The following is a 26,539-nucleotide window of genomic DNA, read 5'->3' on the forward strand; positions in this document are numbered from 1 at the left end:
ACCTCATCCCAGCATTTTTCAACATACACGGGTTCGGTCCTCCAGTGCGTTTTACCGCACCTTCAACCTGGACATGGGTAGGTCACCTGGTTTCGGGTTTACGTCAACATACTAAAGCGCCCTATTCAGACTCGCTTTCGCTTCGGCTCCGGGCTTTCCCCCTTAACCTCGCATGCTAACGTAACTCGCCGGTTCATTCTACAAAAGGCACGCTATCACCCATTAACGGGCTCTAACTACTTGTAGGCACATGGTTTCAGGAACTCTTTCACTCCCCTCCCGGGGTGCTTTTCACCTTTCCCTCACGGTACTGGTTCACTATCGGTCACTAGGTAGTATTTAGCCTTGGGAGATGGTCCTCCCGGATTCCGACGGAGTTTCACGTGTTCCGCCGTACTCAGGATCCTGGACAGAGGAGACTCAATTTCGTTTACAGGGCTCTCACCTTCTCTGGCTGATTTTCCCAAATCATTCAACTATCAAATCTCTTGGTAACTCTAAAGTCCAGTCCTACAACCCCGAGAAGCAAGCTTCTCGGTTTGGGCTCTTCCCTCTTCGCTCGCCGCTACTGGGGGAATCGAATTTCTTTCTCTTCCTATGGGTACTTAGATGTTTCAGTTCCCCACGTCTACCTTCAACTAAGCTATGAATTCACTTAGTGATAACAGACCGTTAGGCCTGCTGGGTTGCCCCATTCGGAAATCTCCGGTTCACAGTTTACTTACAACTCCCCGAAGCATATCGCAGTTAGTCACGTCCTTCATCGGCTCCTAGTGCCAAGGCATCCACCATGCGCCCTTAATAACTTAACCTCGCTTAAAAATTTAAGCTATGAGTTTGCGATTAAGAACTAATTCTTGTTTTAACTCTTTAAAACGCGGTGTTTTCTCGGTTTTTCATTAAATAAGAAATAGAATAAATATCTAGTTTTCAAAGAACAAGTTTGAGAGTAGAACTCTCAAAACTAAACAAAGTTTTAAACCCCGTGTAGGTTTCCGTAATTTTCCTTAGAAAGGAGGTGATCCAGCCGCAGGTTCTCCTACGGCTACCTTGTTACGACTTCACCCCAATCATCTGTCCCACCTTAGACGGCTAGCTCCTAAAAGGTTACCCCACCGGCTTTGGGTGTTACAAACTCTCATGGTGTGACGGGCGGTGTGTACAAGGCCCGGGAACGTATTCACCGCGACATGCTGATTCGCGATTACTAGCGATTCCGACTTCATGTAGGCGAGTTGCAGCCTACAATCCGAACTGAGAACGGCTTTAAGAGATTAGCTTGCCCTCGCGAGTTTGCGACTCGTTGTACCGTCCATTGTAGCACGTGTGTAGCCCAGGTCATAAGGGGCATGATGACTTGACGTCGTCCCCACCTTCCTCCGGTTTGTCACCGGCAGTCTCGCCAGAGTGCCCAACTTAATGCTGGCAACTGACAACAAGGGTTGCGCTCGTTGCGGGACTTAACCCAACATCTCACGACACGAGCTGACGACAGCCATGCACCACCTGTCATTTTGTCCCCGAAGGGAAAATCTTATCTCTAAGATGGTCAAAAGATGTCAAGACCTGGTAAGGTTCTTCGCGTTGCTTCGAATTAAACCACATGCTCCACCGCTTGTGCGGGCCCCCGTCAATTCCTTTGAGTTTCAACCTTGCGGTCGTACTCCCCAGGCGGAATGCTTATTGCGTTAGCTGCAGCACTGAAGGGCGGAAACCCTCCAACACTTAGCATTCATCGTTTACGGTGTGGACTACCAGGGTATCTAATCCTGTTTGCTACCCACACTTTCGAACCTCAGCGTCAGTTACAGACCAGAGAGCCGCTTTCGCCACTGGTGTTCTTCCATATATCTACGCATTTCACCGCTACACATGGAGTTCCACTCTCCTCTTCTGCACTCAAGTCCTCCAGTTTCCAATGCAATTCTTCGGTTAAGCCGAAGGCTTTCACATCAGACTTAAAGGACCGCCTGCGTTCCCTTTACGCCCAATAAATCCGGACAACGCTTGCCACCTACGTATTACCGCGGCTGCTGGCACGTAGTTAGCCGTGGCTTTCTGGTTAGATACCGTCAATACAAGAACAGTTACTCTCTCGCATGTTCTTCTCTAACAACAGAGTTTTACGATCCGAAGACCTTCTTCACTCACGCGGCGTTGCTCCATCAGGCTTGCGCCCATTGTGGAAGATTCCCTACTGCTGCCTCCCGTAGGAGTTTGGGCCGTGTCTCAGTCCCAATGTGGCCGATCAACCTCTCAGTTCGGCTACGTATCATCACCTTGGTAGGCCGTTACCCCACCAACAAGTTAATACGCCGCGGGTCCATCCAAAAGTGATAGCCGAAACCATCTTTTACATAATGACCATGCGGTCATCATGGTTATGCGGTATTAGCACCTGTTTCCAAGTGTTATCCCCCTCTTTTGGGCAGGTTACCCACGTGTTACTCACCCGTTCGCCACTCAATTTCCAATCGGTGTAGCAAGCTACGATGATTGGAAAAAGCGTTCGACTTGCATGTATTAGGCACGCCGCCAGCGTTCGTCCTGAGCCAGGATCAAACTCTCATTTTAGAATTTGTGACTCATTTTTATACTAGCGAATTGACTTCGCAAATGTTTTTGCAGTTGTTTCCAACTGACCCTACACATTTGGTTTGTCTAAAACTTTGTTCAGTTTTCAAAGATCTACTCATTAACAATTCGTTATCGCAATGACAACTATTAAATAATAACAAATTGTTTTTTACTTGTCAAACACTTTTTTTGAATTTATTTTTCAACTTCAAGTGCTCTCCCTGACAACAAATAATATCTTACCAATATATCCACATGACGTCAACATCTTTTTTTGATTTTTTTTAGAATTCCTAACTTATATTCAAACTTACATTAGTTCTACTAACTACTAACCAAATTCTATTATTCACTCACCTCTCTAAAATAAAAAAAGTAGAGGCAACTCACCTCTACTTTTCATTTCATTTCAATTCAGGGGCATCTGTTACAAATAAGCTCTCAGTCGACTTCTTGTTATTATTAAAGAATAGACTAGTCTGTTCTTTAACTTGGGCCTGGTCTAATTGCTTTAATGCTTCCGTCTTCTTATAGTTGTAATCACTCTTATTTACCTTAGTAAACCACTTTGGTTGATAGAAGCGTAATAAGTCACCCGTAATTATTTGATCTGACATCGAAAGCAGCTTATCAGCATACGCTTCTTTTTGCGCCACCGACTTGCTTTGTGCCTTCGTTAGCTTTTTAGTAACTACTTGACCTTTATTATTGTAGACCGTACTTCCAATCTTTGAGTAGGTTGGTGAAACATAGTCACCATTTCTAAATACCACTGTTTGGTTACGCTTAGTAGCTAATAAATCATTTCCAAGCTGAACAGTATCCGTATTCTTTAATCCCAATAAGTCCATCAAAGTTGGCATTACATCAATTTCCCCACCGTAGGTATGGTTAACGCCGCCTTGAAGCCCTGGCATATGAATCATGAACGGAACCTTTTGGAACATCGCTAAATCATAGCTAGTGACACTTTTCTTACCCAATAGTTGTGCAATCGCCTTTTTGTGGTTATTTGAAATTCCATAGTGATCTCCGTAAACCACAATCATCGTCTTATCGTATAAACCAGTTTTCTTCAAATAGGAAATAAATTCACCAAACGCCTGGTCCAAGTAACGTGCAGTTTGCACATAGCCATCGACGGTATTATCACCCGTGGTCGTTTTTTCTATCGCTTGGTTCTTCTTATCAATTTCATACGGGTAGTGATTAGTTACGGTAATCAACTTAGCATAAAATGGCTGTGGTAATTGTTCTAGGTACTTTGTTGATTGTTTCAAAAAGATCTTATCCTTCAAACCATAACCAATTTTATACCCGCTCTTAACTTGATAGTAATTTTCGCTAAAGAAATATTGATAGCCCCAAGACTTATAGGTGTTATCCCGATTCCAAAAGCTACCAACGTCTCCGTGAAAAGCAGCCGTTGCATAACCTTGTTGATTCAAGATTGCAGGTAAGGCCTCAAAAGTATTTGTCGTCCCATAAGTGGTCATCGCAGATCCTGACGGTAAACCAAACAAGGAATTTTCTAACATCGTTTCAGCGTCAGAAGTCTTACCCTGCCCGACTTGATTGAAGAAATTATCAAAGGCAAGCGTATTGCTATCAGCATAGAACTTATTAATATTAGGGGTTACTTCTTCATCATTTACCTTATAGTTAATTAAAAATTGTTGGAAACTCTCCAGGTGGAAGATGATAACATTTTTACCCTTAGCCTTGCCATAATAAGCCATATTAGCATCTGCCCTATGTTTTTTTAAGTAAGTAAGAATTTTATCCATATCCTTACTACTTGCCTGCGACTTAGTTACACTTTCATGATAAGCTTGATAGCCACTATAACCCGCATAAAAATTTAGGCCTAAGTACTTAACAATGTAGTTATTGTCAAATGTCCTCGTTAATAGTTGAGACCGGTCCTTTTCAGCTAAAGACAAATTAACTGCAAACAACAGGATTGATACGACCGTTATCAAGAGTGCGCCTTTCTGCTTAGCTGGACTGTAGTCAACTTTAATAACCTTAAAAGCCAACAAGAGCGTCAAAATGATAACATCTACAAAAACCAAGAAATCACTAGTATGAATAATTTGCGAAATACTCAAACTAAGATTATTCGAGACAGATCCCGATGACTTGATAATTGCCATTGAAATGAAATCTGAAAATTCGCGGTAATACAAGATATTAGCAAATAACCACAAACTTTCAATCAAATCAACAATCATCATAATCCAATAGGATTTCTTACCTCTAAAATACAAGGCAATCCCAAATAGTAACAAGCCAAAAGGCAGTGGATTCAATGCCAGCAAAAATTTCTGCATTCCATTTGAGATTCCTAATGTAAATTCTGTCTGATAAACCAGGTAAGTTTTCAGCCAAAACAACACCAATACTAAGCAAAAAAAGCCTGTACGTGTGTTAAGACCACTACGTACCTTTTTTAAAGCTGAGCGCATTTAATTGCCTCCAAATGTCTACTAAATTATATTACTGTTAAATAATTATAGAGGAAAAAAACTTCTACCGAAATAATTTTCCTCAATCTTCAAACTTATTTAATAAGCTTAGTTTAGTAGTCTAATAAATCATAAATTTCCATTGCAGTTAAATCAATGTTATCAAACTCAAATTTTTGATGACTAGCTAGTTCTTCTAATTCAAAAGTCCCACTAGCTGGATCGTAAGTCACAAAGCCTCGCTCTTGGCCATCCTTTTCAAATCGCCGTGATTGCACTTCATCTCCAGCTGCTTTCATCATTGCATCTAGTCGTGAAATAATTGCCACAAGTTGTGAATTTTCCATATCAAAACGCCTCACTTATCTATTTTTACTAAAAAATGAATGGAGCCTTCCATCCTTAATTCGTGTGTACTGATACACCATTACCATTCTAGCAAATTTCTCCCCAAAACTCGACTGTTTAACCGTAAATAAAAAAGAATTCTAAAGAAATTTCCTTAGAATTCTTAACTAAAACACTCAATATTTCATTTAGAAGTTTTTTTAGGCTCAAAGGCTAATGCAATTATCCCACTAAACATTCCTAGGTAATAGGTGATAATTCGCCATAAAAACATCGCCACCACTAGACGATTCCCCTGCTGGACAAAAGTCGAAAAGACAACGGAAAAACTATACTCTGCGCCCCCAGCTCCACCAGGAATTGGGAAAAGCGAAATTACCATTACAATTAACACATGCAAGGTCGTGACTAATAAAATATTAGCATTCGTTACCCCTAGCGCTAGCAAGATAAAGTAAGGAATTACATAATAAATCAGTAATTGAAATAAAGTTAAGCAACTGATCCTAACTAGCACCTGTTTGTTTGCCTTCAACTTCAAACTTTCTTGATAAAAAGAATCTACCTTTTCATTTAATGTCTGCTCCAGCTGTTTATACCGGTTGGAGTTAGTCATGACTTTTTTTAACACTAGCATCATTAGCTTTAATAACTTCTTAGTCAACCGGTACCAAAACATAATCATCAACAAACTAACAATCACTGCAAAGTGAATGATAAAACCAAATACTAATAGCCAAATCATCCCGTGAATCCTATCGGCAACATACTGGAACCCTAGTGCTAGACAGATTATAAAATTAACGACAATCATTGCTTGGTAAACAATAAATTTCATCAGTAAACTAGAGGTTGCCCGGCCAGCATCTACTCCAGACTGCAGCAATGCTACTAGTTGTGCAGGTTGTCCCCCAGTTGCAAAAGGGGTGATGCCATTAAATAACTGTTCGACCAAAGGAACCCGCAAGGCCGCCCAAAAACTATACGTTGGCAACTGCTGCCTAATTAAAACTTGCACCACCCTTGCTTCTAAAAGTAGTGAGCTTGCCATCAAAAGAAAAGCCACCACCAACCAAGACCAGTGTAAGTGGGCAATCGCATCCATTAAACTGTGGTAGGAAATTTGCTTTACCGAAAAGTAAAAAATAACCAAGCCTACCATCAACATTATTACCAAGACTATTTTATTCTTCTTAGTCACAGTTTCTCCACTATATTAGGCATAGACTAAGTGGTTCTAACCACTTACTATGTTTTAAGTAAATATAGTTTTTCCTTTCCTAGTAATTCTATTCACACTTAATACTAAACTCACTGCATCAATCACGCTTTGCTTGCGCCAGATAGTACTCTTTCCAAATTTGCGCTAAGCGTTTTTCGGAATAATAAGTCGCAGCGCGATTAGCTTTATCCTTCAAGGTAGTTAACCAATCAGGATTAGCAGCTAGCCGCTTAATCTTTATATCCATTTCCGCCCTATCCTTTGCAGGTTCATAATAGCCCGCAATAATAGCATGGTACAACTCCAAATCCCGTAATAAAACTGGGGTCCGACAATTAAAGGCCTCCAGGATACTCATCGGAAAGAGTTCATTATAAGATGGCAATAAAAATAAGTCAGCTGCATTATAATAATAATTCATTTGCTGCCGTTCAACAATCCCCGGAAAAATCAAGTTACTTGGCGGATTAGCCACTACCTTCTTTAGCTCAGCATAACCGTCCGTAATTTTACCAAACGAAAAACCACCCACCCACACAAACTGTAGTTGGGGGTTGTTTTTGGCTAACTCGATAAAGTCAAAGACCCCCTTGCGGGCTTGGACCTGTCCTACTCCTAAGACGGTAAACCTATCTTTTAGGCCTAATTTTTGGCGCAACTCTGTTTTTGTTGCCGCTTGTGGATAAAATTCCGTCTGGCTAACAAAATTAGGAATATAAGTAATTTTAGTCGCAGGAATCCCATATGCCTCTAGTTTCGGGATAAAACTAGGATTAACGACTACCAAAGCATCCATTCGCTTATAAAAAGTAATCAGATAACGATAAAAAACAACTTTGACTAACCTTGGTAACTTTAAACTTCCTTCTAGAGTCTCAGGTAAAAAATGGACATAGCCTATCTTTTTTCCCCGAAATGGCAAAAAGGTCGAACAAAAGAAGCGGAAGTCCACTGTATGGTAGTGGCTTATATCCGCTCGTTTTAGGTTATTGATGCTTACTTCAATCTCAGTAGCACAGTATTTTTTTAGCAAGGCTATCAATTCTAAGTAGGCACTTGCTACTCCCTGCCCCTTTATTTTAGTTGCAGATGAAAACATACTAACTTTCAACATAGTCTTAGTGATTTTTCACTCCCTTACTAGCCTATTTCACTAGAGCGCTTAGCCATTTGTCGTTCATTTAAATAATAGGCTTGACTTTCCTTGTAAAACTCACTGACCTTTTGCCCAAAAGTTTGCGCAGAAATTTCCGCTAATTTCTCACTTCTAGCTGCCTGATCTGCTATCCTTGGTGGATTGTTTAAATACGTAACTATTTCACTAACTAATTGCGCTGGGGTCTCAAATGTAGCCCCTAAGCTAGGGTGATTCAACAGACCGTTAGTGTACGGATTGTTGGCTGCCACTACTGGTATACCTGCCGCTAAAGCCTCTAGATAAGTTAAGCCTTGCGATTCACTGACAGATGCGGAGACAAACACATTGGCAAGGTGATAGTAATGAGCCACACTGTCGTTATCAATTTCACCCGTAAAGATAACATCTTGTTTTAAGCCTAAAAGTTTGGCCTGTGCTTCTAAATCAGCCCGGGCAGGACCATCACCACAAATCATTAACTTAGCACCGGTAACTCGCTTCTTAACTTCCACCATAGCAGTAATTAAGCGGTCAATATCCTTTTCATAAGCTACCCTACTTAAGGTCAAAATCACCGGTGTAGTAGCAGTTAAACCATACTTAGCACGATAGTTCAAGTACTCTGGCTGTTGGAACTTACTTACATCAATTCCAGTTGGAATGACTTCAACTGGTGTTGTCACTTGATATTCTTGTAATTTGGCTAACACCCTGTCACTTGGAGCAATTACCCCACTTAAATTTTGACAAAATGAGCGTGTCATCAGCCGAACATGCTTAGGCCGCAATACTTTTCCCTTGGCAACATAATGAAGATAATCTTCATACATCGTGTGGTATGTATGGACGCAGGGGATTTTTAACATTTTAGCTACCAATTTCCCCATCAAACCGATTGAAAACTCGGTTTGGGTGTGGATAATATCTAGTTGCAGTTTGCTACTGATTCTATAAGCTTGTAATAAGCCCCGAATGGCTACGCGCCGATCAGTAAATGATATAAAGGGGATGCTTGTAAAGCGAAAAATATTTCGTTCGTAAACTTCTTTTTACCTTAGGATCCGTCGTGGTAAATAAATATACGTTGTGGCCTTGGCGTTCTAATTGTTCGCGTAAAACTTTGATAGACGTTGCAACACCACTGACTTGCGGATAGTATGTGTCAGTAAAGATTCCAATATTCACGACCATTCTCCTTAAACAGTTTAATCACTGTTAATTATATGGTTTTCAATTAACGATTGCAATTAGTATCCCTAGATGTCCCATCATCAGTCATATTCTTAAAGCTTTTTTTAAAAAATTTATCTTCACAAAAAAAGAGTTAAGACGAAAATTCATCTTAACTCTCTTTTCTATAAAACTTTAAAATTACTTAGTGTATTCTTCAACTAAAGCAGTAACTTCTTCGGCTGTTTCACAATCCAATGCTTTATCAGCAAGTTCTTGCATCTTAGTTGTGTCGAGTGTCTTCATCAAGCTTCTAGTCTTCAAGATTGAAGTAGCACTCATGGAGAATTCATCTAAACCTAAACCAGCTAACAATGGCACAGCCACTTGATCGCCGGCCATTTCGCCACACATTCCAGTCCACTTACCTTCAGCATGTGAAGCGTCAATAATCCGCTTAACTAAACGTAAGATAGATGGGTTGTATGGTTGGTAGAGGTAAGATACACGTTCATTACCACGGTCCGCAGCCATTGTGTATCCAATCAAGTCGTTAGTTCCGATACTGAAGAAGTCAGCATACTTAGCTAATTTATCAGCAATCATAGCGGCTGCTGGAATTTCCATCATCATCCCGACTTCAATATCGTCAGAAACCTTAACCCCTGCTGCAACTAAGTTAGCTTTTTCTTCTTCAAAGATTGCTTTGGCTTGCTTAAATTCGTTAACCGTTGCAATCATTGGGAACATAATCGCTAAGCGACCAAAAGCGGAAGCACGTAATAAGGCACGTAACTGTGTTCTAAAGATGTCTTGACGGTCTAAGGAAATCCGGATAGCCCGGTAACCCAAGAATGGATTTTCTTCCTTTGGTAATGGTAAGTAAGGCAATTCCTTATCCCCACCAATATCCATCGTCCGAACAACCACTTGCTTGCCGTTCATACCTTCGATAGCCTTCTTATAAGCTTCGAATTGTTCATCTTCAGTTGGTAATTCGGCAGAATTCATGTACAGGAATTCTGACCGGAACAAACCAACAGCTTCAGCCCCATTGTCGTTGGCACCAACAACATCATCAGGCGTACCAATGTTAGCAGCCAAAGTAACTTCCTTACCGTCGGCAGTAACTGACTTGGCATCCTTAAGCAGCTTCCATTCAGCCTTTTGAGCAGCAAAATCAGCTGCCTTTTGCTTGTATTCAGCTAATTGAGCTTCGCTTGGGTTAACAATAGCATCACCTTCGATACCATCAATAATCACCATGTCGCCATCTTTAACTTCGCTAGTAGCGTTACCAGAACCAACTACCGCAGCAATTTCTAATGTTCGTGACATAATTGCTGAGTGTGAAGTCCGCCCACCAATATCAGTAATGAAACCTTTGACAAAGTTTCTATCTAATTGGGCAGTATCGGATGGTGTCAAATCATGGGCAACGATAACAACCTCTTCATTAATTAATGCTGGGTTAGGTAGAGTCACACCTAATAAATGACTCATAACCCGCTTGGTAACATCGCGAATATCGCCAGCCCGTTCTTGCATGTAAGCGTTGTCTGTCATTGATTCAAACATTGAAATAAACATGTCTGTCACAGACTTCAAAGCAGCTTCAGCATTAACCTTATCAGAATTAATCTTATCCTTGATTTGGCCAATCAATTCTGGGTCAGCTAAAATAGTCAAGTGAGCTTCAAAGACTTCGGCTTCTTCTGCCCCTAGATTTTCAGTTGCCTTAGCTTTAATTAATTCTAATTCTTTCTTAGAAGCAGCTAACGCATCATCTAAACGCTTAACTTCAGCTTCTGGGTCATCAATGCTTGTTTCTGTAAATGACAAATCGGGTTGAACGAGCATATATGCCTTAGCGGCAGCGATACCGTCACTAGCCGCAATCCCCTTTAACACTTTTGTCATTATTCAGCAAGTCCTTCCTTTGACATTGTTTCTGCAATAGCTGCAATTGCTTCTTCTTCATCGGCACCTTCAGCCTTGATAGTAACATCAGCGTTTTGACCTACACCAAGTGACATTACACCCATGATTGACTTTAAGTTAACTGACTTGTCGTTGTAAGTTAAAGTGATATCTGAGTTAAATTTACTTGCAGCTTGAACTAATAATGTAGCTGGACGTGCGTGGATACCTGTTTCTGCTGTTACGTGGAATTGTTGTTCTTTTGCCATAATAAATCATGCTCCTTTGAGTAAGTTGATAAATTAATTTTTATGAAGCGAACTTTCATGAAAATAGTACTATTTTAACTTAGTACACGTTTTCATTTTATTGAAACCGCCCCTATCAATGAAATATTAACATGTTTGATTACTTAAAACAAGTTTTTTATTACAAGAAAGATTATTTAATTACTTTTGAATTTAGATTAAATTCCGTCTCTACTATAGTGGTAGCTAACACCTCCACCACGTTTTGCCCTACCTACAATACTATTTCGTTGGTGAAATTCCATTAACACTGGTTGGAAAGCTTGAAATTCCTTTTGCTCAACATCTAGCTCAGCTAACTCTCCGCTAACTAACTGCTCCAATAATTTTTGGTAGTCTTTATCCATCTAATCCCTCCATTCGGCATCTAAAACTCAAGTAGATTTTAAACACGTTTCCTATTATACCAAGCTTTGAATCTTTTTTCTAAAACCGAGTCTTTTTACTTGCACTTAGAAAGAAAGTTTTTATAATAAGAATTACAAAGGTCAAAAATGGTCAAACTATTTCTGACTAATGTTTGAAGAAAGGTAGTGAACTTATTAATGCTTTGTCAAATTTGTCATCAAAATCCGGCAACCATTCATTTAACAACTAATGTCAATGGTCAACAAACTACCCTCGATCTTTGTCAAAAAGATTATCAACTTTTAAAAGAACGAAGTAGTCAAAATGGCGGCCTAAGTGCCTTAATGCAAGATCCATTCGGCTTTGGTAACTTAGATGATATTATGCGCTCGCTTAGCGGGCAAGCTAACGGGGCAAACCCTTCAATGCCAGGTGGACCACGGCCAAATCCACAAGCTGGCCGAAACGGTAACGGTGGTAACTCCATTCTTGACCAATTCGGTCTAGATTTAACTAATGAAGCAAAAAATGGGCACATTGACCCCGTTATTGGACGCGATAAAGAAATCGCCCGTGTTATCGAAATTCTTAACCGGCGAACCAAGAATAACCCTGTCTTAATTGGGGAAGCTGGGGTCGGTAAGACTGCAGTCGTTGAAGGCCTGGCCCAAAAAATCGTCGACGGTGACGTCCCCCAAAAATTATTGAATAAAAAGGTTATTAGACTTGATGTTGTTTCCTTAGTTCAAGGGACTGGTATCCGTGGTCAATTCGAGCAACGGATGCAACAATTAATGACCGAACTTAAACAACAACAAGACACCATTCTCTTCATCGATGAAATTCATGAAATTGTAGGCGCTGGTAACGCTGAAGGTGGAATGGATGCAGGTAACGTCTTAAAGCCTGCCTTAGCACGTGGTGAACTCCAATTAGTAGGTGCTACTACCTTAAACGAGTTTCGCTCCATCGAAAAAGACGCCGCCTTGGCACGACGCTTACAACCAGTACAAGTAGATGAACCAAGCATCCCTGAAACTATCAAAATTCTTGAAGGAATTCAAAGTAAATACGAGGCTTATCACCACGTAAAATATAGCGAAGATGCCTTAAAGGCCGCAGTTACCCTTTCTGCTCGCTATATTCAAGATAGGTATCTTCCAGATAAGGCAATTGATTTGCTTGACGAGGCTGGCTCTAAAAAGAATTTAACTATTCAAGCAGTGGACCCTAACCTCCTTAGCGAAAAAATTAAGAATGCCGAATCACAAAAGCAAGCTGCTTTAAAAGAGGAAGACTATGAAAAGGCAGCCTACTACCGTGATCAAGTCAACCGCTTTGAAAAGATGAAGGAAAACAGCGTTTCTGACGAAGATGCACCTTTAGTCACTGACCAAGACATGGAAAAGATTGTTGAAGAAAAGACTAAAATCCCTGTTGGTGAATTAAAGGCCAAGGAACAGTCACAACTCAAGAATTTGGCTGTTTCCCTGGAAAGCCATGTTATCGGTCAAAACCAAGCGGTTGATAAAGTTGCTCGGGCAATTAGACGTAACCGGGTCGGCTTTAACAAGTCAGGTCGGCCAATTGGTTCCTTCCTCTTTGTCGGTCCAACCGGGGTTGGTAAAACCGAAACTGCTAAGCAACTAGCCAAGGAACTCTTTGGTACCGAAGACTCTATGATTCGCTTTGACATGAGTGAATACATGGAAAAATTCTCAGTTTCCAAATTAATTGGTTCACCTCCTGGCTACGTCGGTTACGAAGAAGCCGGTCAATTAACTGAACAAGTAAGGAGACACCCATATAGCTTAATTCTTCTTGACGAAGTAGAAAAAGCCCATCCAGACGTTATGCATATGTTCTTACAAATCTTAGATGATGGTCGCTTGACCGATTCTCAAGGGCGGACCGTATCATTTAAAGATACCATTATTATCATGACAAGTAACGCTGGTTCTGGCGATTCAGTTGTCAACGTTGGCTTTGGCGCAGAAGCTAGTGGTAAGTCTAACTCAGTGATTGATAAACTTACTAAGTACTTCAAACCCGAATTCTTGAACCGCTTTGACGGTATCATTGAATTTAACGCCCTTTCAAAGGAAGACCTAACCAAGATTGTCCGCCTAATGTTGGCTGATGTTAACGATATGTTAGCACCACAAGGTTTATCCTTGCATGTTACCGCTCCGGTAGAGGCTAAATTAGTCGACTTAGGTTATGATCCAAAGATGGGGGCCCGGCCACTGAGACGTGTTATTCAAGAACAGTTGGAAGACAGAATCGCAGATTATTTCTTAGATCATCCGACAGAAAAACAACTTGTTGCTAAAGTTGAAAACGGCGAAATTAAAATTACTAACCAGACCACGGAAACAAGTAACTAATCGTTAATAAAAAGAAGCCTGCTACTAAAGTAGTAAGCTTCTTTTTTATTTGGCAAAAATAATCTTCATTTTTAAATTGTTATCAATTTAAACTTTTTAATATTTGCGGTATAATTAAGGTACAAAGAAAGGAATATATTAATTGTATAGGAGGGACTAATTATGATTATGACAGACGTTACTAACAGCTACCACCGTTTTATCAACGAAGAATTACGTTCATCTAACGCCCACTTTATTAAGGTTTATTCTTTGGGCAATTCCAAAGTTGTTTACAAGAAAAAATTTGGGCACGCAGAAGTCGTTATTTCTAACAAAATTCGCCCTGTCACCCAAAAAGAAATTGATTTTGTCCTCAAAGAATTAGCATCCTCCCTAGAAGTCACACCGACTATAGATAATGCTAACCATAACTTAGTTCAGATTACTTGGGATTTAGCTAGTTAACTACTAGCTTTAAACAAATTACCGACTTGGCTTGGAGTCACTAAAGTGGTTCCAAGCTTTTTATTTACCAATAGCTAGCATTTTATTTTTCGCGGTCTATTTCTTTTTTCTTGTAAAAAATCTAGCTGAATACGTTATAATGAACTTAGTTAACTTTTTTACTAGGAGGGGTCAGCGCTTATGTTATGGTCACGAATATTTTCTAACCTAACCACTAACTTTAATATTCGCCGCCGGCAGCGGGGCCGCCATTTTGCCACCAAAAAGCATTATGTCCCTACTCCAAAAGCTATCCCTAATCCTAAAACTGTTACGCCGTCTACTAGCGACGCAACCTTATTGATTATTTATAAAGATGAAGCCCACCAAGCTTTAGCTGACCCTGAATTAGTTGTAGGTCAGTTAGGGGCCAAGTTTGACTTAAGGTTTAAAAATTTCAAACACTATCGGCTGGTTAAAATCCAAGGTTTCACCTCCACTTTCGTGGATTCATATGGCATTATCACCCTAACTTACCAGCGAATTACCGCTGCTAACATCTGGGTTTTTTGTATCGACTTAGACAGCCGGCGCTTTTTGATAAAACCTCACTTTGTTAACGGCCTCCTTGGTCAACCATACTCTTTAGCTTCACCTACTATCAAAAATTATCGGCTCTTGCTTGCAAAAGGTCCAATTCGGGGAACTTTTTCAGATAAACAAGCTGTTGTTACTTACTATTATCGTAACAATAACATTCAAGATATTACCTACCAACCTTACTTTCTTGAGATGCTTGACTTTATTACTTGTTATGATAACCCGTTGGGGCACTTAACCTCGGTTACTCTTGCTAAGGGAACGGTTTGGAAGACTTTTCAGACTATTCTTCTGACTGATGGCCAAATCTGGCACTGCATGGGTGGGAGTCTTTGGATTAAAGAAACTGCAACTGCCTTCAAAAAAATAACAGGGCCAACCAAAAAATCTGCCCTCAATTACCAAGCAGCGATTAAACTCCCTTATAGCCAACCAATAAATCAGTTGGCAACCATTAACTTTGTTCCTCATAAACAAGTAACTAGTTATGAGCGACCATTTGGCCGTCCAAGTCAGCAATTCACTCACAACCAACAAGTTTTAATAACCGCTACCCTTCAATCTTATAACATTACCTGGTATCAACTTAATCATACTTCTTGGATTACTAGTCAATACCTTAAAATTTCGGCCAAAAAAGGGAACTAGTCGTTAGCGACTAGCTCCCTTTTTAGTTTTAGCTTCGATTTCCTTGCCAAAAGTATCCTTCAAATGGTTGCAACTGGGTAGTCGCAACTTGTTTAACAACCGTTTCGCCCAAATTATGATTGTCGTGATCAAAAGCAAAACTTTCTTGGCCTAAATCTATAGTTTGTTGGCTTAGATTGAGCACATAGAAAGCTAATTTAGTTTCGGTATAACGCAAAATTATGAAGCAATTGTCATTACCACCAATGATTAACTCACCTTTTTGCAAGGCCTCACTATCGTTATGCCGGTGCACCCACTTCTTGACCAGCTTTTGGATTGTTCGGTTTTCTCGTCCCCATGGGAAGAACGCCCGGTTTAAAGGATCTTTGCCTCCAGTCAATCCGGCTTCATCACCGTAATAGATGCATGGCACCCCAGGAAACATAAATAACAAGCCATAAGCAGCAATCAATTTACGCTCGTCATTACCTAATGCGGTTAGAATTCGCTCCGTGTCATGTGTCCCCAAATTGTTCAGCGCGTTAAAGAAAAAGGTCCGGGGGTAGTTTTCACGCAAACTCATTAATTCTCGCGCCACCGACCAAATCGGACGTTGGTGGCTATTTATCAATAAATCTAAAATACATTTGCGTAAAGGATAATTCATAACCCCATCAAGTTCTGACCCCTCTACATAGTGACGTCTAGCCTCGTGTGCTATCTTGTTAGACGCGTCTTCCCAAACTTCACCTAACAATAACTTTTCGTTTGCAAAGCCATCTAAGTTTTTCCGAATTCCCTCAATAAAGTATTCCGGCAATTCATCCGCCACGTCTAACCGCCAACCATCTACCCCTAAATTAGTCCACTTGCTAATGACGCTATCTTTGGCGCCGTAGATATAGGCTTGGTAGTTAGGATTGGCTTTATCAACTTCAGGTAGATCTTTAACCCCCCACCAAGAAGCATATTCATCAGGATAATGGGTAAACTTAAACCATGAATAGTAGGGACTATTTTCGTTTTGAGCAGCCCCTTGGTCAGCACCATAATAAAGCTTACGCGCATTAAAATACTTACTATCCTTGCCAACGTGATTAAAGACCCCATCTAAGATTAGATACATCCCATTGCGATGTAACTCGTCTAACAAGTCCTTAAAATCTGCACTTGTTCCCAACATCGGATCTATTTCCATAAAATCATTAGTATCATAGCGGTGATTAGTCGTCGCTAAAAAAATCGGATTCAAATAAAGTCCGCGAATTCCTAACTCTTTTAGGTAGGGAATCTTAGCTTTAATTCCCTTCAAATTGCCCCCAAAAAAGTCCCAGCGCACAACTTCTCCCTTAGCATCCTTGATATAGTAAGGGGTATCCTCCAATGTTGCATAGATAAAACTATTCTTCTTTTTACCAGTGATTTCTTGATTGGGATTTCCATTGTAAAACCGGTCTGGAAAAATCTGGTAACAAACTCCGCCTTGATACCACTTAGGAGCCGTAACCTCTGTTTGGTAACAGGTTAACTGGTAAGCGGTAATGTTATCTCCAGCACTAACTCTACCTGGACCACCATAGCCATCATAATCCGCGCCATAAAAATAACAAGCGCGCTGGCCATTTTCATCCAGCTCAATCTTAAAATAGTAATAATAAAGCCCAGCCTGCTCTAAACTTAAAGTTACTTGATAAAAATCAGCTTCCTTATAAGTCATTTGATAACTAGTAGCAGACATTTCACCGTCTTTTCTAAGCAGTAGTTCTACCTGGGGGTTAGTCTGACTAGCTACGGTGATTCCAAATGTAACCGCTTGGTCTTTAGCGATAGCACCAAATGGTTGTTTATATTTTGCTATCCACGAATTATAGTGGATATTTGGCATTAGTTCCTACTTCCTTTCCTTCTGTGACTGATTTAATATTCCAGATTTCGGCAGCATACTTCTTAATCGTATCGTCGGACGAGAAGAAGCAACCATTGGCAGTATTAATCAAACTCATCTTATTCCAACGATTTCTATCACGATATGCTTCATCAACCTCAGCTTGAGCACGTAAGTAGTCTTCAAAATCACCTAAAACAAAGTAGTCATCGTTTAAGTAAGTTAAGGAATCAAAGATTTCGTGCCCTTCATTACTAATATTAGGAATCGTTCCATCAACAAATGCATCTAATACCCGATGGATAACTGGATCATTATAGTAATAGTCTGAACCATGATAGCTATGGTTAGCATAGTATTCATATACTTGATCTTTAGTTAAACCGAAGATAAAGATATTGTCGTCGCCCACTTTATCCTTAATTTCAATATTAGCCCCATCAAGAGTCGCGACTGTCAAGGCACCATTTAACATGAACTTCATGTTAGATGTTCCTGAAGCTTCCTTAGAAGCAGTAGAAATTTGTTCACTAACATCGGCCGCAGGAATAATCTTTTCAGCCAAAGTTACCCCATAATCTTCCAAGAAGACAACCTTCAACTTACCTTGAATGCTTGGATCATTATTTACTAAGTTTGCTACTTCGTTAATACACTTAATGATTGACTTAGCGTACCGATAACTAGGTGCAGCCTTAGCTCCAAAGATAAAGACGCGTGGGACCATATCTAGATTTGGATTATCCTTCAAATCAAGGTAAACTTTAACGATTCTTAACAGGTTCAATAATTGCCGCTTATAAGCATGCAGCCTCTTTACCTGAACATCAAAAATTGCATCAGGTGATACTTCAATCCCCGTCTTTTCCTTGATAACGGCAGCCAAACGAACCTTGTTTTCACGCTTAGCTTGTCCAATCTTATCTAGGACAGCTTGATCATCGGCATAATCTAATAGCTTATTAACCTGTTTGATATCACTCCGCCAGTTAGTCCCCAACGTTTCGTCTAATACCCGTGCCAAAGATGGGTTGGCTAATTGTAACCAGCGGCGTTCTGTAATCCCGTTAGTCTTATTATTAAAGCGTTCAGGATAAAGGGTGTAGAAGTCGTGTAGTACATCTTCTTTCAATAATTCTGTGTGCAACTTAGCAACCCCATTAGTGCTATGCGAACCGATAATAGCTAGGTGAGCCATATGAACTTGACCACCCGAGATAATCCGGGTCCGTTCAATGATGCTACCATCAACTTTACCAGCCCATTCCTTAACATAGCGGTTATCAATTTCAGCAATGATTTGCAGTAACCGTGGTTGGATTTCGTTCATCATTTGAACGCTCCACTTCTCCAATGCTTCCGCCATAATGGTGTGGTTAGTGTAAGACATCACTTGGACTGTTTGTTGCCAAGCATCTTCCCAGGACATGTGCTTTTCATCTAATAAAATCCGCATTAATTCCGCCACACACATTGCTGGGTGAGTATCATTGATGTGAATTCCAATGTGCTTTCCTAGTTCGGTCAATGGTTTACCATATTTTTCGTAGTGCCGCACAATACTTTGGACCCCAGCAGACACAAAGAAGTATTCTTGTTGTAACCGTAAACGCCGGCCGTCTTCGGTTGAATCGTCAGGGTAAAGAACCGCGGTTAAATCTTCCACCCGCCGTCTAGCTTCAATCGTTGGGTACTTAGTTTCTTCACTTTCAGGAATTTCCGCTTCCCATAGCCTCAAAGTATTAACGTGTTGATTATGATAACCAACCATCCCCGTATCATAAGGAACCGCCCGGATGATCATCCCATCTTCATAAACTGGTTCAAGGTAGTCCCCCTTTTGTTCTAGGTGAACGTGACCACCCATTCTGACCATAACGGCCTTACTATCACGCCTTACTTCCCAAGCATTACCTACCCCGGATTTCAACCAAACACTAGGTAATTCAACCTGGTAACCATTAACAAACTTTTGTTTAAATAGACCATACTTATAGCGAATCCCATTACCATTTCCAGGAAAACCATCCGAAGCTAAGGAATCCATGAAGGCAGCCGCTAAGCGACCTAGCCCACCGTTTCCTAAGGCCATATCAGGTTCAACCTTCACTAAATCTTCTAGGTTGATTCCTAATTCTGCTAACCCTGCTTGAACTGTTTCTAACCACCCCATGTTTAAAAGGTTGCTCTTTAGCATCTTACCTGGCAAAAATTCAATTGAAAAATAATAGATTTGTTTTTCATCTTTGTTGACATACTCTTTCCAAGTTTGACGCCACTTTCTAGTGTAAGCAGACTTTACTAACGAACATAAGGTATCATATAGTTCATAAGCGGTCGCATCTTTTACATCTAGAGCATATTTTGTCTCTAACCGTTCTTCAAATTTTTCCACAAAGTTCTCTTTAGTAAGTTCCATGATTCCTCTCCCTTTTTTAAAAAGGAGCTGGGAATAATACCAATCCCCAGCTCCTTATTTTTATTAACACGTTAGCTGGACAAAAGACTTAATCTTTAGCAACATTAATTACGGATAATTTCTTCATAAAGCGCTTCATAGCTTTGACTAGCTGTCTGCCAACTAGAGTCTCTCTTCATCGCATTAGTTACCAATTTCTTCCAAACTTTTGGTTCATTAGTATAAACCCCTAATGCCTGTTTAATTGTTTCCATCATATAAAATGAATTGTATTCTTCAAACCCAAAGCCGGTCCCGGTATGTTCGATTGGATTATAAGCTTCGACACTATCCTTTAAGCCCCCAATTTGGTGAACGATTGGTAGGGTCCCATAACGCATCGAGATCATCTGGGACAAGCCACATGGTTCAAAGGCCGATGGCATCAAGAACATATCACAGCCTGCATAGATTTCTTGAGCCAAGTTAACATCAAAATCAATCTTGACCCCACACTTATCTGGATACTTATCACCAAAGTACCAGAAGTCATGTTCTAAATCAGGGTAGCCTGTACCAAGCACTACTACTTGAACATCAAATTGAAGCAAGTTTTCCATTTCGCTTACTACTAACTGGAAGCCTTTTTGGTAAGTTAGCCGACTGACAATTCCAATTAGGGGAACGTCTTTTCTAACCGGCAAGCCAAACTTTTGCTGTAATTCAGCCTTATCCACCGCCTTACCCTTCAAATTATTCTTGGTAAAGGTGTGTTTAATGTTAGGATCAGTCTTAGGATTATTTGTTTCATAATCAATCCCATTTAAAATCCCAGACAACTTCCAATTTACCATCCGTAATACGCCATCTAACCCGCAACCAAATGCTGGTGTTTGGATTTCACCGGCATAGCTTGGGCTAACGGTATTAATTTTATCGGCGTATAAAATCCCGGCTTTCATGAAGTTAACCGCATCCCCGAAACGAACCGTACCGTCATCATAACGACCCGTATCCATTCCAAATAATTCTGGCAAGACGTCGCGGCCGTATTGCCCTTGGAATTCAAGGTTATGAATCGTTAGGACAGTCGCAATTTGTTGGTAAGCATTAATCCAGCCATACTTTTCCCGTAATAAGAAGGGAATGAAGGCGGTGTGGTAATCATTTACATGGAGGACATCGGGAATAAAGTTTACCTTTTCCATCATTTCAATGACTGCTTGTTGGAAAAAGGCAAAGCGTTCACCATCATCATAGTAGCCATAAAGACTCGGGCGCTTAAAATAGTATTCATTATCAATAAAAAAGTATTCGACCCCGTCTTGTTCTAAGTGCATCAAGCCACAATACTGACTCCGCCAACCAACGTTAACGCGGAAATTAAATAAGTAAGCTAACTTTTGCTTATACTCTTCTTTCATCCCAGCAAAGTATGGTAAGACTACCTTTACCTCGTGACCCTTTTTGGCTAGATACTTAGGCAGTGCTCCGACCACATCTCCAAGACCACCAGTTTTAAAAAAAGGAGCACACTCCGCTGCTGCAAATAAAATTTTCATTCACTTAGCCTCCAATAACGTCTGCGGTAATATGAGTATCTTTTTCGATTACTACCGGTTTTTCAGGCGTACCTTCAATCTTTAGGTTAGCGTCAATCGTTACGTTCTTATCAAGAATTGCATATTTAACGCTGGTATTTTCACCCACATTAGCGCTTCCCATTAAGACAGAGCCGATAACCTCTGCCCCATTTTCAACAACAGTTCGCCGTGAAATTAGGCTGTCTTCAACCTTCCCCTTAATGACACAACCAGTTGCAAACTGACTCCGCCGAACTTCTGAATCTTCGGTAAAGTAAGTTGCCACTTCATTTTTAGTCCGCGTAATTACTTTTTGGCTGGAGAATAAGAGTGAGTTGAATTTTTCAGGATTTAACATATCCATGTTAGCTTGGTAGTAGCTCTTAACACTGTAAATGTTGCTCATGTAACCTGTGTATTCATAAGCAGAGCTCTTAACCTTAGTCAATTCGCTAACTAAAAATTCTTCAATGCTGGTTGGTGCACCTGCATTTTGCCCGGCGTCTAAGGCCTTAATTAACCAGTCAGTATTAGCGATAAAAATTCCCATGGCTAAGTTATAGGTATCGTCTTTTTCGCTTAAGTCATTGAATTTTTTAGTGCCTAAAACCGTTCCATTTTCTCCTAAAGTTAGGATTTGGTCATCACTAGCAATATCATTTCTAGCAACCCGTTTAAAGACCGCCGTAATTTCATTATTTTGAGCTTGATGAATCTTTAATACGGCCCGCAAATCAACGTTAGCTAAAATCTTGTTAGAGATGAACACTGTGTATGAAGCCTTTGATTTTTGTAAGTAATCGATTACGTCATCAAAGTAGGTCTTACCTTCTGCCTTACGCCGGAGAATATCTTGATAGAAACTAATATATTGATAACTACCAATACTGTCTAAGCCCCATTCACGTCCCCCACCAAGGTGGTCAAAGACTGACTTAATCCGCCCTTCATTCATAATCATAAATACGTTTCTAATATTGGCATTTACCACGCTTGAAAGGGCAAAATCCATAATCCGGTATTTGCAATCAAAGTAGAGGGTGGAGAGGGGCCGATTCTTAGTTAAAGGTAAAAGACTCGTATATTCGTGTTCGTTACCAATAATTGCACACATTCTATTAGTCTTCATTAACTTTCACTCCAATCACTTCAGAATTTCCTACGACAGCGATTTCATCACTACCGTCAATTTCAGCGTTATCACCAATAACCGCATTTTCACCAATGATTGCGCGGTTAATCTTGACATTTTTACCAATCGAAGCCCCTGGCATAACGATACTGTCCTTAACCACACTGCCTTCCTTCACTTGAACGTTGGCAGCTAAAATTGAGTGCTCAATATCACCTGCTACAAAGCAACCGTCAACAATCATTGAGTTATTAACGTTAGCGGTATCCGTAATGAATTGAGGTGGTGCAATTGGATTTTTAGAATAAATTCTCCAACTGTGATCGCGGATATCTAAACCACCCTTATCATCGATGAATTCCATGTTAGCTTCCCAAAGCGAGTCAATTGTCCCAACATCTTTCCAATAACCTGAGAAGTTGTAAGCAAAGACATTATCCCCGCTCTTAATATAAGCAGGAATAACATTCTTACCAAAGTCAACCATTGGAACACCCTTGGTGAAGCCATTGACTAATACCTGTCTTAGGCGTGGCCAACTAAAGATATAAATCCCCATTGAAGCGTGGTTACTCTTTGGTTCCGCTGGCTTTTCTTCGAACTCGATAATGCGATTATTTTCATCGGTATTCATAATACCAAACCGGCTAGCTTCATCCCAAGGAACATCGATAACAGCAACCGTTAAAGCGGCATTTTTTTCCTTATGTTGTTGCAGCATATCTTCATAGTCCATTTTGTAGATATGGTCTCCCGATAGGACCAATAAATATTCTGGATCCATGCTATCAATGTAATCAATATTTTGGTAGATAGCGTGCGCAGTACCTTCAAACCACTTACTGCCTTCATTACTTGAATATGGTTGTAAGATAGTTACCCCAGAATCAAGCCGATCTAGCCCCCAACTAGCACCGTTACCTATATGATTATTCAATACAAGAGGTTGATATTGGGTAATTACCCCAATATTGTGAACCCCAGAGTTTACACAGTTACTCAAGGTAAAATCGATAATGCGGTAGCGGCCACCAAATGGAACCGCGGGTTTCGCAATATTTTTAGTTAACTTTTTTAACCGGGTGCCTTGACCACCAGCCAAAATCATTGCAAGCATTTCATTTTTCATATTCTAAGATGGATTTACTCCATCCCACACCTCTTTTCTATGAAAATCTATTAACAAAACTTACTTCTTCTTTTTAACTTCCTTTTTAGCAGTAGGATGCTTCTTTTTCTTACGCAAATTAATATCAACCGGCTTTAAAATAATTGCCCCTAAGGCAGGAACTGTTGTAGTGATTACTTGCTCAAATTGCTTGAAGCTTTCATCTTGACTCAGGCTATCAACATTGTGCTTAGTCCATGTCCCCCCAAATTCCTTCATTTCAGTATTGAATACTTCTTGATACTTACCAGGATATGGGACCCCAATCTTGAAGTTTCTTCTTTCAACCGGGGTTAAATTCATTGCAATTATTAAGAAATCCTTCTTACGTTTGCCGTGTCTAATGAAGGTCAAGACCGTTTCATCAGTATTATCTGCGTCAATTACTTCCAGGGTATTTTCAGTGTGGTCAGTTTCCCACAAAGCGCGATTATCGTGGTAAAACTTGTTTAAGCTGGCAGTATAATGTTGCATACTTGCATTCAAATCGTCTTGCAAATCAACCCACTCTAATTGGTCGTCATACTTCCACTCTAAAAACTGGCCCCATTCGCTTCCCATGAACAAGAGTTGCTTACCAGGGTGGGTAGCCTGATAGAGATAAAGTGTCCGTAACTGGGCAAACTGCCGGTACCGATCTCCCCACATCTTATGCATCAAACTCTTTTTGCCATGCACCACTTCGTCATGAGAAAGCGGTAAAATAAAGTTTTCAGACATTCGGTACATCCACGAAAAAGTCAGTAAATTCAAATGATACTTGCGATAAACTGGATCCATTTCGAAAAACTTCAAAACGTCGTTCATCCAGCCCATGTTCCACTTATAATCAAACCCAAGCGAATCTTCTTCTAGCATCCCCGTAACCTTTGTCCCGGCAGATGATTCTTCTGCCATAATGATAGTCTTAGGATGCTTTAGTTTGACTACGCTATTAAACTTCCGTAAGAAGTGCCAACCTTCAAGATTACGATTGCCCCCGTCTTTATTAGGTTTCCAAGGGCCAACATCATAGTCTAAGTAAATCATATTTGAAACTGCATCTACCCTAATTCCGTCTAGGTGGAAAGTCTCAATCCAATAAAGGGCACTAGAAATTAAGAATGATTGCACTTGCGGTTTGCCCAAATCAAAATTCAAAGCTCCCCACCCGATATTATTAGCGCGATCAGAGTCATAATATTCATAGGTTGGTGTCCCATCATAATAAGGAAGCGTATCATCGTTACGGCAGAAATGACCTGGTACCCAATCAACCAAGACCCCAATATTTTCATTATGACAAGCGTTGACAAAATATTGGAAATCCTCAGGTGTTCCATAGTAGGAAGAAAGGGCAAAATAACCGATTAACTGGTAGCCCCAAGAAGCTCCTAACGGATGCTCCATCAAGGGCATAAATTCTACGTGAGAATAGCCCATTTTCTTCAAATATGGTACTAGCTCATCTGTTAAGTCCTTAAAAGTATATGGGCTACCATCGGCATGGTGTTTCCAAGACGATGCATGCACCTCATAAATATTTAAGGGACGCTCAAAGTAGTTAGACCTTTTTTGTCTCCCCCGCCACAGTCCATCAGTCCAATGGAAGTCTTTCAAGTCGTAGAGGATGGCCGCATCTCCTGGTCGTTTTTCAAACCTTTGCGCAAATGGATCAATTTTAAAAATTTGCCGACCATTAGCCTGGGTAACATTATACTTATACATCTGACCTTCTTTAGGAATAGTCGTAAAAACAGACCAAACTCCCTCTTGGTCTTTGGTCAGAGGAATCCCCTCAGCTTGCCACTCATTAAATTCACCAACTAGGGAAACGTTTTGTGCATTCGGAGCCCACACCGAAAAGATAAAACCATCTTTGCCATCAACCGTCGCCTTATGTGCACCTAGAGTGTTATAAGCATGAAAGTTCTCACCAGTCGTAAATGTCGCTAGGCCTTTTTTTAAGTCATTCATATTAAATTTGCCCACAGCGACCCCTCCTTGCAAAATAATCTAGATAGTCATAGTTTAATAACTCTCTATTTATATAATACCATAAATCTTTGAAGATACCTTATTTTTTCTAATTTTAAGAACAAATTATTGTATTCGTTTTAAAAGTTGCAGTTACAAGCTTTTACTATAAAAAAGTAACCATTAGAATAATCGGTTACATTATAATTATAATCTTCTTTTAATCATAACTTTTTTAGCAACAACGCTCTTTTCTTGTTAAGATTTAATCTAAATAAGCTTAGAAAAAATCTAAAAAACGCTTTCTTAACTTGCATTTAAGCCCTTTCTTTTTTCTAATTAAATAAACATGCATTAATTTAAACTTAATTTAACCCAACTAAAAAGACACCTAGCAATTGCCAGGTGCCCCTTTACTTAAAGCCTAAGCGATATGATTTTCACGTAAGATAGCGTCTACTAATTTTTGCGCCTCCGGCGTTTTAGTCCACTCTTCAAAGTGATCCATCTGTTCAGTCGGCATCTCAAAATTTTCGTTTACATACTGCTCATATTTAATGACGTTAGTTGATCTGGGAATATTCAATTGCAAAATCCTAACCTGTTTAATAAATCCCCGTACTGCAGCCAACTCTGCCCGGCCATTTTGAACCATGTTGGCAATTTCAAAGTACCTACTTCCGTCATTTCTAGTAATTTCTTCGATTAAAGTCAACGTCTCGTTACTTTTCAACAACAACAACTCCCTTATTAGCAGTCTCATTAACTTTCAAACTCGACTATAGCACAAAAAGCTCAAAACAACAAAACCACTGTAACTAAAAAGCTACAGTGGTTGGCATAAGAGAGAAAGAGAATTGATTAGAAGGTAAATT

The 26,539-nt window shown here is 40.1% G+C and carries 17 protein-coding genes, 2 rRNA genes and 1 pseudogene (1 of these 20 only partly in view); 3 read left to right on the top strand and 17 right to left on the bottom strand.

All coding sequences use genetic code 11. The features are described from left to right. The 10 genes and pseudogenes from N4597_RS08450 to N4597_RS08495 form a co-directional block, all read right to left on the bottom strand. Window positions 1–812, bottom strand: a 23S ribosomal RNA gene (locus N4597_RS08450); it reaches 2,106 nt to the left of the window's first position. Window positions 813–1,011: 199 nt separating this feature from the next. Next, window positions 1,012–2,574, bottom strand: a 16S ribosomal RNA gene (locus tag N4597_RS08455). The 16S and 23S rRNA genes sit together here, the layout of an rRNA operon. 407 nt (window positions 2,575–2,981) lie before the next feature. Continuing rightward, on the bottom strand, window positions 2,982–5,045 hold the full coding sequence (locus N4597_RS08460; protein WP_172580086.1) for an LTA synthase family protein: 2,064 nt from the start codon (window positions 5,043–5,045) through the stop codon (window positions 2,982–2,984). 113 nt (window positions 5,046–5,158) lie between these two features. Beyond that, on the bottom strand, window positions 5,159–5,392 hold the full coding sequence (locus tag N4597_RS08465; RefSeq protein WP_050610950.1) for a YkuJ family protein: 234 nt from the start codon (window positions 5,390–5,392) through the stop codon (window positions 5,159–5,161). Window positions 5,393–5,577: 185 nt separating this feature from the next. Continuing rightward, window positions 5,578–6,594: a lysylphosphatidylglycerol synthase transmembrane domain-containing protein gene (locus N4597_RS08470; protein WP_056975973.1), complete on the bottom strand. Its 1,017-nt coding sequence runs from the start codon at window positions 6,592–6,594 to the stop codon at window positions 5,578–5,580. 118 nt (window positions 6,595–6,712) lie between these two features. Then, entirely contained in the window at window positions 6,713–7,729 is a 1,017-nt protein-coding gene (locus tag N4597_RS08475) for a glycosyltransferase family 4 protein (protein WP_170092162.1), read from the bottom strand. Window positions 7,730–7,755: 26 nt separating this feature from the next. Next, a pseudogene (locus N4597_RS08480) lies at window positions 7,756–8,938 on the bottom strand (glycosyltransferase family 4 protein). A 186-nt stretch (window positions 8,939–9,124) separates the two neighbouring features. Next, complete coding sequence (gene ptsP / locus N4597_RS08485; RefSeq protein WP_170091943.1) at window positions 9,125–10,843, bottom strand: phosphoenolpyruvate--protein phosphotransferase; 1,719 nt, start codon at window positions 10,841–10,843, stop codon at window positions 9,125–9,127. After that, on the bottom strand, window positions 10,843–11,112 hold the full coding sequence (locus N4597_RS08490; RefSeq protein ID WP_050610945.1) for a phosphocarrier protein HPr: 270 nt from the start codon (window positions 11,110–11,112) through the stop codon (window positions 10,843–10,845). The genes ptsP and N4597_RS08490 overlap by 1 nt, the downstream gene beginning before the upstream one ends. Window positions 11,113–11,309: 197 nt before the next feature. Continuing rightward, window positions 11,310–11,498 carry a hypothetical protein gene (locus N4597_RS08495; RefSeq protein ID WP_056975965.1) on the bottom strand — a complete coding sequence of 63 codons (189 nt, stop codon included), beginning with the start codon at window positions 11,496–11,498 and terminating at the stop codon, window positions 11,310–11,312. Window positions 11,499–11,696: 198 nt separating this feature from the next. On the opposite strand from N4597_RS08495, the gene N4597_RS08500 reads away from it, so the two are divergent. From N4597_RS08500 to N4597_RS08510, 3 genes are all read left to right on the top strand, one after another. Next, a complete protein-coding gene (locus N4597_RS08500) occupies window positions 11,697–13,886 on the top strand; it encodes an ATP-dependent Clp protease ATP-binding subunit (RefSeq protein WP_260905284.1) in 2,190 nt (729 codons plus the stop codon). Between the two features lie 162 nt (window positions 13,887–14,048). Further along, the gene (locus N4597_RS08505; protein ID WP_050610942.1) at window positions 14,049–14,333 is read left to right on the top strand and encodes a DUF1827 family protein; all 285 of its coding nucleotides are present in this window, start codon (window positions 14,049–14,051) and stop codon (window positions 14,331–14,333) included. A 180-nt stretch (window positions 14,334–14,513) separates the two neighbouring features. Next, entirely contained in the window at window positions 14,514–15,560 is a 1,047-nt protein-coding gene (locus tag N4597_RS08510; protein ID WP_167589739.1) for a MucBP domain-containing protein, read from the top strand. Between the two features lie 28 nt (window positions 15,561–15,588). Here N4597_RS08510 and N4597_RS08515 read toward each other — a convergent pair whose 3' ends face one another. From N4597_RS08515 to N4597_RS08545, 7 genes are all read right to left on the bottom strand, one after another. Continuing rightward, window positions 15,589–17,427 (bottom strand): glycoside hydrolase family 13 protein, encoded by a 1,839-nt coding sequence (locus tag N4597_RS08515; RefSeq protein ID WP_260903419.1) that lies wholly within the window; start codon window positions 17,425–17,427, stop codon window positions 15,589–15,591. Further along, on the bottom strand, window positions 17,408–19,846 hold the full coding sequence (locus N4597_RS08520; RefSeq protein WP_172580085.1) for a glycogen/starch/alpha-glucan phosphorylase: 2,439 nt from the start codon (window positions 19,844–19,846) through the stop codon (window positions 17,408–17,410). The genes N4597_RS08515 and N4597_RS08520 overlap by 20 nt, the downstream gene beginning before the upstream one ends. Window positions 19,847–19,950: 104 nt before the next feature. Next, window positions 19,951–21,387: a glycogen synthase GlgA gene (gene glgA, locus N4597_RS08525; protein WP_260903421.1), complete on the bottom strand. Its 1,437-nt coding sequence runs from the start codon at window positions 21,385–21,387 to the stop codon at window positions 19,951–19,953. 4 nt (window positions 21,388–21,391) lie between these two features. Then, entirely contained in the window at window positions 21,392–22,537 is a 1,146-nt protein-coding gene (gene glgD, locus N4597_RS08530; RefSeq protein ID WP_167589743.1) for a glucose-1-phosphate adenylyltransferase subunit GlgD, read from the bottom strand. Next, on the bottom strand, window positions 22,527–23,669 hold the full coding sequence (locus N4597_RS08535) for a glucose-1-phosphate adenylyltransferase (protein ID WP_050610936.1): 1,143 nt from the start codon (window positions 23,667–23,669) through the stop codon (window positions 22,527–22,529). The genes glgD and N4597_RS08535 overlap by 11 nt, the downstream gene beginning before the upstream one ends. A gap of 60 nt (window positions 23,670–23,729) precedes the next feature. Then, entirely contained in the window at window positions 23,730–25,664 is a 1,935-nt protein-coding gene (glgB, locus tag N4597_RS08540; protein WP_167589768.1) for a 1,4-alpha-glucan branching protein GlgB, read from the bottom strand. Window positions 25,665–26,088: 424 nt separating this feature from the next. After that, complete coding sequence (locus tag N4597_RS08545) at window positions 26,089–26,397, bottom strand: hypothetical protein (RefSeq protein WP_050610959.1); 309 nt, start codon at window positions 26,395–26,397, stop codon at window positions 26,089–26,091. Between the last annotated feature and the right edge of the window lie 142 nt (window positions 26,398–26,539).

The sequence above is a fragment of the Ligilactobacillus agilis genome, from assembly GCF_025311475.1.
GTDB classification, from domain to species: Bacteria; Bacillota; Bacilli; order Lactobacillales; family Lactobacillaceae; genus Ligilactobacillus; species Ligilactobacillus agilis.